At 44.9% G+C, this 13114-nt stretch carries 16 protein-coding genes; all 16 read right to left on the bottom strand.

The annotated features are described in order from the left end of the window. Positions 1–435 carry a 50S ribosomal protein L22 gene (rplV, locus tag V513_RS05920; protein ID WP_099772025.1) on the bottom strand — a complete coding sequence of 145 codons (435 nt, stop codon included), beginning with the start codon at positions 433–435 and terminating at the stop codon, positions 1–3. Between the two features lie 14 nt (positions 436–449). Then, positions 450–734 (bottom strand): 30S ribosomal protein S19, encoded by a 285-nt coding sequence (rpsS, locus tag V513_RS05915; protein ID WP_099772024.1) that lies wholly within the window; start codon positions 732–734, stop codon positions 450–452. Positions 735–753: 19 nt separating this feature from the next. Continuing rightward, a complete protein-coding gene (rplB, locus tag V513_RS05910) occupies positions 754–1581 on the bottom strand; it encodes a 50S ribosomal protein L2 (RefSeq protein ID WP_099772023.1) in 828 nt (275 codons plus the stop codon). A 16-nt stretch (positions 1582–1597) separates the two neighbouring features. Then, positions 1598–1897 carry a 50S ribosomal protein L23 gene (gene rplW / locus V513_RS05905; protein ID WP_099772022.1) on the bottom strand — a complete coding sequence of 100 codons (300 nt, stop codon included), beginning with the start codon at positions 1895–1897 and terminating at the stop codon, positions 1598–1600. Next, on the bottom strand, positions 1897–2577 hold the full coding sequence (rplD, locus tag V513_RS05900; protein ID WP_099772021.1) for a 50S ribosomal protein L4: 681 nt from the start codon (positions 2575–2577) through the stop codon (positions 1897–1899). The genes rplW and rplD overlap by 1 nt, the downstream gene beginning before the upstream one ends. 32 nt (positions 2578–2609) lie before the next feature. Then, positions 2610–3242 carry a 50S ribosomal protein L3 gene (rplC, locus tag V513_RS05895; RefSeq protein WP_099772020.1) on the bottom strand — a complete coding sequence of 211 codons (633 nt, stop codon included), beginning with the start codon at positions 3240–3242 and terminating at the stop codon, positions 2610–2612. 22 nt (positions 3243–3264) lie between these two features. Continuing rightward, positions 3265–3573, bottom strand: a complete 309-nt coding sequence (gene rpsJ, locus V513_RS05890) for a 30S ribosomal protein S10 (RefSeq protein WP_006492343.1) — start codon at positions 3571–3573, stop codon at positions 3265–3267. A gap of 70 nt (positions 3574–3643) precedes the next feature. Then, positions 3644–4840 (bottom strand): elongation factor Tu, encoded by a 1197-nt coding sequence (tuf, locus tag V513_RS05885; RefSeq protein WP_099772019.1) that lies wholly within the window; start codon positions 4838–4840, stop codon positions 3644–3646. 33 nt (positions 4841–4873) lie between these two features. Beyond that, positions 4874–6898, bottom strand: a complete 2025-nt coding sequence (gene fusA, locus V513_RS05880) for an elongation factor G (protein WP_373561609.1) — start codon at positions 6896–6898, stop codon at positions 4874–4876. Positions 6899–6971: 73 nt separating this feature from the next. Beyond that, positions 6972–7439 carry a 30S ribosomal protein S7 gene (gene rpsG, locus V513_RS05875; protein WP_099772017.1) on the bottom strand — a complete coding sequence of 156 codons (468 nt, stop codon included), beginning with the start codon at positions 7437–7439 and terminating at the stop codon, positions 6972–6974. 14 nt (positions 7440–7453) lie between these two features. Next, positions 7454–7828: a 30S ribosomal protein S12 gene (gene rpsL / locus V513_RS05870; RefSeq protein ID WP_006492338.1), complete on the bottom strand. Its 375-nt coding sequence runs from the start codon at positions 7826–7828 to the stop codon at positions 7454–7456. A gap of 109 nt (positions 7829–7937) precedes the next feature. Beyond that, a complete protein-coding gene (locus V513_RS05865) occupies positions 7938–8879 on the bottom strand; it encodes a DNA polymerase III subunit delta (protein WP_099772016.1) in 942 nt (313 codons plus the stop codon). Further along, entirely contained in the window at positions 8851–10629 is a 1779-nt protein-coding gene (locus tag V513_RS05860; protein WP_014730460.1) for a penicillin-binding transpeptidase domain-containing protein, read from the bottom strand. The genes V513_RS05865 and V513_RS05860 overlap by 29 nt, the downstream gene beginning before the upstream one ends. 92 nt (positions 10630–10721) lie before the next feature. Then, complete coding sequence (locus V513_RS05855) at positions 10722–11009, bottom strand: hypothetical protein (protein ID WP_006492335.1); 288 nt, start codon at positions 11007–11009, stop codon at positions 10722–10724. A 15-nt stretch (positions 11010–11024) separates the two neighbouring features. Then, positions 11025–11924, bottom strand: coding sequence for a 16S rRNA (cytosine(1402)-N(4))-methyltransferase RsmH (gene rsmH / locus V513_RS05850; protein WP_014730459.1), 900 nt, complete (start codon positions 11922–11924; stop codon positions 11025–11027). A gap of 66 nt (positions 11925–11990) precedes the next feature. Then, on the bottom strand, positions 11991–13103 hold the full coding sequence (prfB, locus tag V513_RS05845; protein WP_014730458.1) for a peptide chain release factor 2: 1113 nt from the start codon (positions 13101–13103) through the stop codon (positions 11991–11993). Positions 13104–13114: the final 11 nt, after the last annotated feature.

Below are 13114 nucleotides of genomic sequence, written 5' to 3'. Positions count from 1 at the left end.
TCACTCCTGAGGATTGCTAATCTCTTCGCGGTTTGCTACAACAACGGTTATGTGGCTAAATCGTTTCTGCTGAATATCAGCTCTTCCTCTTCCTCGCGGCCACAGCCTCTTCATTCTCGGACCGTCATCGACGACAGCTTTCTCGACATAAAGACTATCGATATTCAGTCCAAAATTGTTCTCTGCATTTGCCACTGCAGAGCGCAGAACTTTGTAAACCAAACGGGAGGCCTTCTTAGGTGAGAACTCTAGAATCTGAAACGCCTCGCCAACTTCCCTATTTCTTATTGCATTTACAACTGATCTCGCCTTTCTAGGGGAGATTCTCACAAACTTTGCAACTGCCTTTGCCTGAGTGACAGGAGTTGCTGCCTTTTCTTCTTTGCGCTTCCTATGGAGAACTGAACGCTTGTCTCTCTGCGTCGCCTGCGCCATCTCAGCATCCCCCCTCATCTTACTTCGCCTTTCTTACTCTTCTTGTCAGCATGCCCACCGAACCTCCTGGTGGGAGAGAACTCACCCAGTCTGTGCCCAATCATATTCTCTGAAATATAAACCGGTATATGCTTCATTCCGTTGTAGACAGCTATTGTGTGTCCGATCATTTCAGGAAGAATCATGGATGCTCTGCTCCAAGTCTTAATGGGTTTCTTTTCTCCCTTTTCATTCAGCTCTCTAATCTTTCTCAAGAGACTCGGGTGTACGTATGGGCCTTTCTTCTTAGATCTCGACATTTTCAACTACACCCCCTGATCAATTCTGATTCCTGCGCTTCACTATGAGGTTATCTGAAGGTTTCTTGCTCCTTCTGGTCTTGTAACCTCTGGCCGGCTGTCCCCAGGGGCTCTGAGGAAGGTGCCCCTTAGAACGTCCTTCTCCTCCACCCATCGGGTGATCGACCGGATTCATAGTCATGCCTCTTACCGATGGCCGAACTCCAAGCCATCTCTTTCTGCCTGCTTTTCCATGTATCTCATTCGAATGTTCCTCATTTCCGACCATGCCGATCGTCGCCATGCATTTCACCACTACTCTTCTCAACTCACCAGAAGGCATTCTAAGAAGAGCATATCTTCCCTCTTTAGCCATCAGCTGGGCATAGGTTCCGGCTGCTCTCGCAATCTGGCCGCCTTTGCCGGGTAAGAACTCGATGTTGTGGACGATCGTACCCACTGGGATTCTCTCAAGTGGCAAGGAATTACCAACAGATATTTCGGCCTGGTCTCCGTTCTGAATACCATCTCCGACCTTCAGACCCTTCGGCGCCAGCATGTATCTCTTCTCACCATCGATGTACTGGAGAAGAGCAATCCTTGCAGTTCTGTTTGGGTCATACTCTATCGATATGACTTTCGCAGGAACACCTATCTTGTCTCTCTTGAAATCGATAACTCTGTAACGCCTTTTGGTTCCCCCACCCTGATGCCTAACTGTTATTCTTCCATGATGGTTTCTACCAGCGTTATTTTTAATTGGCTCCAGAAGAGACTTTTCCGGTTCAGTCTTCGTAACTTCCTTGAAGTCTGGAAGAAGCATAGACCTTCTGCTTTTGGTGACGGGATTAAACTTTCTCAATGCCATGTCATCTCACCTCACCTTAGTGTTGGCCTTCGAGTTCTTTAATCCTGTATCCAGTCACAAGCGTAACGATTGCTTTCTTCCAGGACCTCGACTTGCCAATGAAGACACCACGTTTCTTTGGTTTTCCCTTCATGTTCATGATATTTACCTGTTCGACCTTCACATTGAAAAGCTTCTCAACGGCGTCTTTGACCGCATGCTTATTGGCATCTCTATGTACTTCAAAAATGTACTTGTTCATCTCACCAGAAGCAACTGTCTTTTCAGTGATCAGCGGTCTGAGGAGAACGTCTCCGTAATACTTCTTTTCAGTCATTAACCGAGCACCTCCTCGATCTTACGAACAAGATCAGTCGTGATCACAAGTTTTTCATGATTTATTATGTCGTAAACGTTAAGTCCGTCGATATTTGTCTTGCTGGTGACGGCTGTATTTCCAGGATTATCAGCTATTATTACCTTCACACCATAAATGTTTTTCCCGGAGAGTCTAACGTTCTGATACTCGTCTTTCTGCCATGGCAGAACGAAGAGTGTCTTCTGCGACTTATCGAGTCCAAGATTACTCAAGACCTCTCTGAGCTGCTTTGTCTTTGGGTTGTCAAACTTGAGATCATCCAAAACTATTAGATTGCCTTCATTAAGTCTGAGACTTAGAGCAGATCGTAGCGCAACCTTCTTCATTTTCTTGGTCATATTGAACGACCAGTCTTTTGGCTTCGGTCCATGAATTACTCCACCGTGTCTCCAAAGCGGACTTCTCGTTGAACCTACTCTTGCTCTTCCTGTGTGTTTCTGGGCCCAGGGTTTTCTTCCCCCGCCCCTAACCTCTGATCTTGTCTTAGCCGAAGCCAGTCCGGCACGTCTTCCTGAAAGCTGCATATTAACGTATCTAAACATCAGATCTTTGTTCGGTTCAACGTTAAAGACGCTTTCTATCAGTTCTACTGTGCCAACTTTCTGGCCGGCCATATTCACAACGTCGGCTTGAGCCATTGTTGCGTCCTCCTTCCAACACATTTTCGGGGCTATCTGTTTGCGCTCTTAATTACTAAGAGGCCGCCCCTCGCTCCTGGAACAGCGCCATAAATGGCCAAGAGTCCATTCTCTGCATCTACTTTTACTACGGTTAGATTCTTCACAGTCTTCTTTTCGTTACCGTACTGACCGGGCATCTTCTTACCTTTCCAGATCTTCGCAGGATCAGTGTGATTACCCACTGAACCCAGTTCTCTGTGAAATTTCGAACCATGAGAAGCCTCTCCACCTCTGAAGTTCCATCTCTTCATCGCGCCGGAAAAACCTCTGCCCTTCGAAAATCCAGTTACGTCTACCTTTTCGCCTTCAGAAAAGACGCCAGCTTCTATGATATCACCAACATTGAAGTCATTGATGTTACCAACCTTGAACTCTTTGAGAACTCTATGTGGTTTGACCTTTACCGCTTCAAACTTCTTCACCAGAGGCTTTGTCAGTATTTTTTTTGCTCTTTCCGGTGTAAGCTCTTCGAATCCAACTTGAATGGCGTCGTATTCACCACCATCACTTGTCTTTTTTTGTACAACAGTACATGGACCGGCTTTCACTACGGTAACTCCGAAGGCTTTCCCGTCTTTGTATATAGTTGTCATACCGAGTTTTCTACCCAATATACCTTTCATCTATCACACCTCCGAAGTCTCTTTACAGTTTAATCTCCACGTCTACACCTGCGGGGAGGTCGACTTTCATAAGAGAATCTATAGTCTTTGGCGTAGGATCTAGTATCTCAATCAACCTCTTATGAACAAGCTTCTCAAACTGCTCTCTAGCATCCTTGAACTTGTGTGGCGAAGTTAGAACAGTATAGAGCGTCCTCTCCGTTGGCAATGGCACCGGACCCGATACCTTGGCATTGGTGAGCTTTACAGCTTCGACAATCTTCTTGGCCGACAAGTCAAGCAGTTTATGATCGTAAGCCTTCAAGCGAATCCTGATTTTTTGCTTGGCCATGCCTAAATGTTCCCTCCTTCTGTTAACAGGGAAGGGAGATTGCTCCCCCTTCTCCTGGAAAGACCGTTAATCACTCAATTATTGAGCTGACGACTCCGGCGCCAACTGTCCTGCCACCCTCACGAATTGCAAATCTCAAACCCTTTTCAATCGCAACGGGGTAGATAAGCTGGATAGTCATTTCAACGTTATCGCCAGGAATAACCATTTCAACACCCTCGGGAAGATCCGCGATTTCCCCAGTAACGTCTGCTGTCTTAATGAAGAACTGCGGCCTGTAACCCTTTGTGAATGGAGAATGGCGGCCTCCCTCTTCCTTCTTAAGAACATAGACGTTTGCCGTAAATTTCTTGTGAGGTGTTATTGATCCTGGTTTTGCTAGTACCTGACCTCTCTTGACTTCTTCCTTTGCCACGCCTCTCAGAAGTGCCCCGATGTTGTCGCCGGCCTGCCCTTCGTCTAGGAGTTTTCTGAACATTTCCACACCGGTACATACGGTTTTCTTCGTCTCATAAGAAAGGCCAATTATCTCAACTTCATCGCCGACATGAACAGCTCCGCGCTCAATTCTTCCAGTAACTACCGTTCCTCTTCCCGTTATTGTGAAGATATCCTCCACCGGCATAAGGAAAGGCTTGTCAGTTTCTCTGACAGGATCCGGGAAGTAATCGTCGCAGGCATTCATAAGTTCGTATATGCTCTCTGTCCATTCATTTGGACTGTCTGCTTCGAGCGCCTTAAGCGCAGAGCCCTTGATTACTGGAAGCTCGTCGCCAGGGAACTCATAGGAAGAAAGAAGCTCTCTTACTTCTTCTTCAACCAATTCGACTAATTCTTCATCGTCGACTGCGTCAACCTTGTTTATGTACACCACCATTGCGGGAACGTTGACCTGTCTCGCTAGGAGAACGTGTTCTCTAGTCTGAGGCATAACACCGTCGGTAGCAGCGACAACAAGAATGGCTCCATCCATCTGTGCAGCTCCGGTGATCATGTTCTTGATATAGTCAGCGTGACCTGGACAGTCGATGTGAGCGTAATGCCTTTTGTCAGTCTGGTACTCGATATGAGCAACGTTTATTGTGATTCCTCTTGCCTTTTCCTCCGGTGCCTTGTCAATTGAGTCAAACGGGGAGAAGTCAGCAAGACCCTTGAATGCCAGACTCTTCGTGATTGCCGCGGTAAGAGTAGTCTTACCGTGGTCGATGTGTCCAATCGTACCGATGTTAAGATGTGGTTTTGAACGTTCGAATTTTTCCTTAGCCATGGTTTCCCTCCTCCAAATACTTATTTGGGATCTCTATCTTCCAAGAATCTTATCTGCAATTTTCACTGGAACTTCCGAATAGTGGGAGAATTGAATAATGTGAATTGCTCTTCCCTGCGAGAGAGATCTGCAAACTGTCGCATAACCGAAAAGCTCGGAAAGGGGAACGTGAGCCTTAATAATTTTAAGACCAGCCCTGGTTTCGAAGCCCTCGATCTTGGCTCGCCTGGAATTCAGATCGGCAATCAAGTCTCCCATATATTCTTCAGGCGTATTAATCTCTACAGCCATTATCGGTTCAAGCAAAGAAGGACTCGCTTTGCGGACAGCTTCTTTGAAAGCCATTGATCCAGCTATACTGAAAGCAATCTCCGAAGAATCCACCTCATGGTACGAACCGTCAAGCAAAGAAACTCTCACGTTGACCATTGGGTAACCGGCAAGATAACCGGAATCCATCGCCTCTCTTACCCCACGTTCCACAGGTTTGATAAATTCCCTGGGAATCGTTCCACCGACAGTCTTGTCTTCGAAAACAAAGTTTGAGCTCATGTCGGTTATGGGCTCAACGCTAAGAACCACATGTCCGTACTGTCCCTTCCCACCTGTTTGCCTAATATACCTTGCTTCGCCAGTTGCTTTGGTTCTTATCGTCTCTCGATATGCTACCTGAGGATTTCCAACTCTGAGTCCAACATTGAACTCCCTTTTTATCCTCTCAACGATAACTTCCAAATGGAGCTCCCCCATACCGGACAAAATAGTCTCTCCCGTCTCGCTGTCAACGTAACTCTTGAGGGAAGGGTCCTCCTCAACGAGAGCGACAAGAGCCTTTGTCAGTTTCGAAGCATCATCCTTTGTCTGGGGTTCTATGGCAATCGAGATCACCGGCTCAGGAAACTCAATCTTTTCCAGGATTATCTTCTCATCGCCAGAAACCACTGTCTCGCCAGTCATTGAATTCTTCAAACCCACTACCGCAACTATATCTCCTGCACGAATATAGTCGACTTCTTCTCTCTTGTCAGCATGCATGAAGAGCAGTCTCGAAATTCTCTCTTTGACATTCTTATTTGTGTTGAGCACGTACGACCCCTTTTCTAAGGAACCTGAATAGACTCTTAAAAAGGTCAGCTTTCCCACAAAAGGATCGACCATGATTTTGAAAGCCATCGCAACAAACGGCCCATTCTCATCCGGATAGACCTCAATTTTTCTCTCGCTATCGACGATCTCGCCAACCACCGGAGGCAAGTCTTTCGGAGACGGCAGATAGTCTACTATTGCATCAAGAAGTGGCTGGATTCCCTTGTTCCTGAATGCCGAACCACAAAGCACAGGGGTAATTTGTCCCAAAAGTGTTGCCTTTCTGATTGCCGCTTTCAGTCTATCTACTGGAAGTTCTTCACCCTCGATATACAATTCCATAAGCTCTTCATCGAACTCTGCTACATGTGTAACCAGGTCTTCACGAGCTTCATCTACCTGAATGAGCATATTTCCAGGTATTGGAGAAGTACTGAACTCTGTCCCTTCCTGATTCGTCCATCTGAAGGCCTTCATTTCAACAAGATCAATAACACCTTCAAAGCTTGACTCAGATCCAATTGGAAGCTGAATTGCTACAGGGTTTGCTTTCAGTTTGCTAACCATGGTGCCTATGGCGCTCTCAAAATCTGCACCGATCTTGTCCATTTTGTTCATAAAGGCAATCCTTGGCACATGATACTTGTCTGCCTGTCTCCAAACTGTCTCCGATTGAGGCTCAACACCGGCCTGGGCATCGAACACCGCAACGGCGCCGTCAAGAACCCTTAAAGATCTTTCAACTTCAACTGTGAAGTCAACGTGCCCGGGCGTATCAATAATATTGATACGATGATCCTTCCAGAATGCCGTAGTTGCAGCAGAAGTGATAGTGATACCTCTTTCCTTTTCCTGGTCCATCCAGTCCATTGTTGCCGTTCCTTCGTCAACGCTTCCGAGCTTGTAATTCTTACCTGTATAGAAAAGAATGCGCTCGGTAGTGGTAGTCTTACCGGCATCTATATGGGCCATTATTCCTATGTTCCGAGTCTTGTCTAGGGTTGTGGCTCTTTCTTTCACTATCTTTCCTCCCGCTGAATCAACTTCACCATCTGAAATGGGCGTATGCTTTCCCTGCCTCCGCCATTCTGTGTACGTCTTCTCTCTTCTTCACTGCGTTGCCCTGTCCATTATAAGCATCTATTAGTTCAAGCGCAAGCCTTTCCTTAAGAGGTTTTCCAGACTTTGCTCTGGCAGATGTGACAATCCATCTTATCGCAAGAGCTACCGCTCTTCTTTCAGGAACCTCAAAAGGTATCTGATAAGTGGCCCCTCCAACTCTTCTTGGTCTTACTTCCAGAAGAGGCTTAACATTACCCAGAGCCTTCTTGAAAGCTTCCATAGGAGGCTGCTTGGTTCTTTCAGAAAGAACTTCAAGTGCTCCATAAACGGTAGCTTCTGCCTTGCTCTTCTTTCCACCTATCATGATCTTGTTTATTAGTCTGGTGACTACTGTGTCATTGTAAATTGGATCAAGTACCACTTCTCTTTTCTCAGACTGACGTCTTCTCATCTAGAACTGCCTCCTTATTTCTTCGGCCTCTTGGCGCCATAACGACTTCTCGACTGCTTCCTGTTTGCTACTCCCTCGGCATCTAAAGTGCCTCTTACAATCTTGTATCTTACGCCAGGAAGGTCTTTAACTCTTCCACCTCTTACAAGAACAACGGAATGTTCCTGAAGATTGTGTCCTTCACCAGGAATGTAGGCCGTGACTTCTGTCCCGTTTGAGAGACGCACCCTTGCAATCTTTCTCAAGGCTGAGTTGGGTTTCTTGGGTGTCATTGTAGAGACCCTTACGCAAACACCGCGCTTCTGTGGATTATTCTCAAGCGCCGGAGAAGCAGATTTCTGTTTCAACTGTTTTCTTCCGTGTCTTATCAACTGATTTATCGTGGGCATCTGGTTGCGATTCGCCTCCTTCTAAGCATTTTGCCGAAAGCAATTGTACAATGCAACGATGGCACTGTCAATTGAAGCATTCTAAACGGGATGTTTCAGGTGGAAATTGTTACCCAAGAGTTACCTGAAGTTTTAAAGACTCTTCATGTAGTTTGAAGAAAGCGATTTCGCTATCGATTTTCCCATTTTTGATTGACTCATCAATTTCCTGAAGAAGATCGATCAGGCCTTTGAGACTTTCAGCTGAGTACAGCCTGGTAAGATCATTTCTTTGTTCTTTAGTACTGGAAAAACTGTATCCAACAAGCCTGGCAATTCGAGCAGTACCAATGCTAGTAGTATTTGAGAGTTTTCTTATCTCTGACCAAGAAATATTCATTTTGCCTTTTTTCGTATCAATTATCGTTCCCAAATCAATTATGATATTCAACAGAACCGACGCAAAATATGAGAATGGGATCATGCATTTCCTCGAAGAACTTAGAAAGTCCTCTTTGTGATTAAGAAAATCAAACGCCAGTGATTCGACTTCGACTTCCTTGTCAAAATCAATTAGTCTTTCAACCATGAGCTGGTCGATTTCATTCGAAAATACGGAAAGCTTTTCAAGCTCTCGAAGTATTCTGTATTCTCTTCTTCCAACTTTTCTGAAAAGCGATTCGGCCGCAGCTCTAGAAATCTTCATTCCTGCACGTTCACTTATCGTGATGATGTGGTCATTCCATTTCTCTTCTTCCCAGGGCTTTGGAAGATCAAAAAACCTTTTCTCACTCTTTACTTTCGGACTCACTTTTCCATCCAGGAAGACATCGATTTCGTCTTGAAAGAGAGGAAGTAGTTTCTCTATCTGAGTTTTCTCTTCCTTTTTCCAGCTATCAAATCCGGAAAGCCTAACTGGCTTTCTTCCGAACATTCCCGAAGTCGAAACGGCCATTTTGAATCTGTTTACTTTGTCGGGCATGTCTTCACTAATTGTTAAATACCCCTCTCCTCTTTCAAGGATGAAGAAATCTTTCAGTACCTCACTGTCCCCCAACATCTCGTATATCATAGTTCAGCTCCCCTAACCAAACTTCTAACTGATCTCCAAGGGGCCTTCCTGCCTCTGGAATTTGACTCACCACGCCGCCCGAGCCATGTATTATAATATTGTCTAAACCATAGATCGCGGCGATCTCTTTCAAATCTAGCAATGAATAACCGCTCAGGTCAGGTGCTTTCCAACTGTAAACGCCCTCATATACTTCCTTTTCAACTCCAATACCGTAGATGTTCTTTACAACTGAAGCAAACATTGGAGCTGCGACAAAACCTCCATAGTATGCCCCCGCTTTTGGAGTATCTATCATTATATATAATGTATACGTTGGATCTTCCACTGGAAAGAAACCATAGAACAATGAATAGTAGCTTTCTTCATTGTAGCCATCGGGACCCGCTTTTTGAGCAGTTCCTGTTTTTCCCGCTATTCTTACTCCGTCGACTTTGGCCATTGTGCCAGTACCCTCAATAACTACTCCCTCAAGAATGGGAAGCATTGTAGAAACAAGCTTCGGTGGAAACAAATCACCTTCAACCTTCTTCGGTATGTTGATCAGGCCTTCTTCATTTCGTATGGCACTGACAAAGGTGGGAGTAATAAACTGACCACCAGCTGGGAAGACATTCAATGCCTTAACCATCTGGAAGATGTTTACTCCTAAGCCCTGTCCGATTGGAAATTGATAAGGAGATATCAGGGACCAATCTTTCGCCTCGGGAAGAATTCCCGGTGTCTCGCCGGGAAGGTCAACCCCCGACAATTTCCCAAATCCAATTCTCATTAACTGCCTATACATCTCTTCTTTTCCGAGAGTATTCAAAATTCTACCGCCAACTTGTACCGTGGCCACGTTACACGAGTTAATAATCGCTTCTCTAAAGGTCTGAAGGCCGTGGCGTTCGCCTTCGGTGTCGCGGATTATTATGTCAAGTCCAGGTACGGGTTGAATACTTCCATCACAATAGAATGTCATTGTTTCCGTTATCGATCCACTTTGTAATGCAAGCGAGTAGATAAGAGGTTTAATGGTGGAACCGGGCTCAAATATCCCCATTAAACCAACGTCCCAGTCATAGGTACCGGCATAAGCAAGAATCTTTCCAGTCTTGCTCTCTACAAGAAGAGCCAATCCACCGTCGGCCATATTCTTTTCCACAGTCTCTAGCAGTTCGTCATAGACCATTTTCTGTATATCTATGTCAATTGAGAGATAGATGTCACTGCCATTTGTCGGTTCTTCTCTTCTCGAACTTGTCAGAGTTCTCCTAATCAATCCATCTCTTTTCCCAGAAAGCTCTTCGTCATAATACAACTCTATTCCATTTAGGGGGATTCCCCCTCCATCTAGCTTTCCGATAATTCTTTCCAAACCATATTCGCTGAAACTAAGTCTTTCTCTCTGCATTTCAAGCGATATATATCTCTTTGTGATCGGTGTGATCCTTCGTTGCATTTCATCATAAGTAGCCGCGGTACCAAGAAGAAGGAAATTTTTGTTGCTCTGAAGGCTTTCGACCAGTCTTTCGAAGGGTATTCCAAAGGAAAGTTCTACATTTTTTAGAACTCTATCTATTTGATCTGAAGAAGTAAGCAATCTCAGATATCCGAGGTCCAGCCATGCCTCATAAATCAGCGAATCGCTGGCCAGTAACCTACCGTTGGAATCGTATATCGATCCCCTTAGAGCCGGTATCTTGTTGACTCCAAGAACCAGAGGTAGGTCAGGTTCAGTAAAAAGGGAAACATACGCTGCCCTCACTGCGAAGACTCCTACACAAAGAATCAAAAGCACATATAACAGCGTTGCCCTGCTAGCAAGTTTGTTGATTTATGATCCACCTCGATAAAGTTCTACTTTTCTGCTCTCGCCCCAACAACCGTCTGCAAGTATGAAATCTCTCTAGATACATCTTCAAGTCGCGATTTCATTACTGAGATGCTCTGTTCTCTACTTGATGCTACTTCTGAAATTTTGTCGACCTCGTTGCCAAAATAGAACGGGAGAGCAATTGAGACTGCCAATGAAAGAAAAATCACTAACACCTGCAGAAAACCAAATAAACCCCAAACATCGCTGTTTGCCAAGGCTTTGCCGCCTTCGCGAACCAGCGGCTTCCGCTTCGCTGTTATGGCTTGCACGAGATGTTCCTCCCTTCAAATCCGCTCCGCTGCCCTCAATCTTGCACTTCTTGCTCTTAGATTGAGTTCTACTTCTTCTTTCGACGGCTGCACCGGTTTCTTCGTAAGTATTTTCAGCTCCGATTCCGACTTTTCCCTAAACACCCTCTTAGCTATGCCGTCTTCCAAAGAATGAAAAGAAATAATAACGATCCTACCGCCTTGGTTCAGAAAACCGGGAATTTTTCTCAAAGTACTTTCGATGTTCTCAAGCTCCTGATTGACTTCAATCCTTACTGCCTGAAAAGTCTTTGTTGCGAAATGTCTTCTTCGTTTGTATCTTTCGGCCGGTGGTATTGCCGCCTTGATCGCATCGTGCAAATCCTTCGTCGTAAACAGAGGTCTTCTCGATACGATGCTTCTAGCTATTTTCCTTGCAAAACGCTTTTCATCACCAAACTCAAAAATTATTCTGCTAAGTTCGTCTTCCCTGTAGCTGTTCACAACATCTGCTGCCGTTCTTTTCTGAGAGAGGTTCATACGCATATCGAGCGGTTCATCCAATTCATACGAGAAACCCCTACCCTTTGCTTTCAACTGGAAGGTGGAAACTCCAACATCCAGGAGAAAACCATCTACTTTCTCAACACCAGCCTGTCTCAATGCAATTTCGAAGTCGACATAAGATAAATTGAATAATTCAACGCTTTCCCGGTAATCTTTGAGATTCTGCTCCGCTATATTCAGAACCTCACTATCAACATCAAGTCCGATGATTTTTGCCTGACCTTCAGTGGCTTCAAGCATTGCTCTGATATGGCCACCTTCACCAGCAGTACAATCAATATAAGTTCCAGTTAAACGTCCACCAAGCAAATAATGGAGCGCTTCGTGAATCATTACGCTCCTGTGGCGTTCATCGTACTGCCTGGACACTAAATTCACTCCGCTCAAGAGAATAATAACATTTTTCTTCCATCAAAGTCAAACTAACGGCGTAAATCATTCCAAGGATTTCTCAATTGATGAGAAGAAGAGCAATTCTTTCTCAATGAATTCATCTATCTCGCCATTCATGACAGATTGAATATCACCCGTCTCAAAATCAGTTCTGTGATCCTTCACCAATGTATAAGGCTGAAAGACATAAGATCTAATCTGATTCCCCCATGAAATCTCTTTCTGGTCTCCCATCAATTTTAGTTTTTCGCTTCTTTTTTTCTCAATCTCAATCTCAAAAAGCTTTGCATATAACATCTTCATTGCATTCGCTTTGTTTTGATGCTGCGATCTTTCAGTCTGACATGCAACAACTATTCCGGTTGGTAGATGAGTAATCCTGACCGCAGAATCCGTTTTATTAACATGTTGACCACCCGCACCACCTGATCTGTACGTGTCTATCTTCAGATCTTCGGGCCTGATTTCGATCTCTGGAACTTCATCCATCTCGGGAAAGACACTTACGGACGCAAAGGAAGTGTGCCTTCTGTGATTGGCATCGAATGGCGAAATCCTTACTAACCTGTGTACTCCCGCCTCAAACTTCATCTTTCCATAAGCATGCGGCCCAGCTAGATTAATTGTCACACTCTTGATACCCGCTTCTTCTCCAGGTAGCTCATCGACGATCGTAATCTTAAATCTATTAGCCTCAGCCCATCTCATGTACATTCTCATTAACATGGAGGCCCAGTCCTGAGACTCCGTCCCTCCGGCGCCGGGGTGAATTGAAATGAAGCAATTGTTGATGTCATACTCTCCACTCAGAAGAATCGTAAGTTCGAATTCTCTTACCTTTTTTTCCGCTGACCTGACAAGTTCTTCAACATGCTTTACATAACTCTCATCTTCTCCTGAAAGCTCTACTGCAATCTCAATACTCTCAAATTCCTCTTCCACATCTCTCAGAAGTTCGATTGTAGATCGATAAGACTGCGCTTCTCTTCCCAGATTCGACGCCTCACGCTGATCGTTCCAAATAGAGGGGTCGCTCATCCTCTTCTCGATTTCCTTTAGTTTTTCATCTATCCGCTCGAGATCAAGCGTAGCCCTGATAGAATCAAATTTCTCCTTCAACTCTTGTATTCTCGAGTTAGTTTCATAACTTATCAAATTACACCTCC

Source organism: Mesotoga sp. H07.pep.5.3, assembly GCF_002752615.1.
GTDB lineage: Bacteria > Thermotogota > Thermotogae > Petrotogales > Kosmotogaceae > Mesotoga > Mesotoga prima.
The sequence above is the reverse complement of the archived record's forward strand: the minus strand, read 5'-3'. Positions and strand labels throughout refer to the sequence as shown.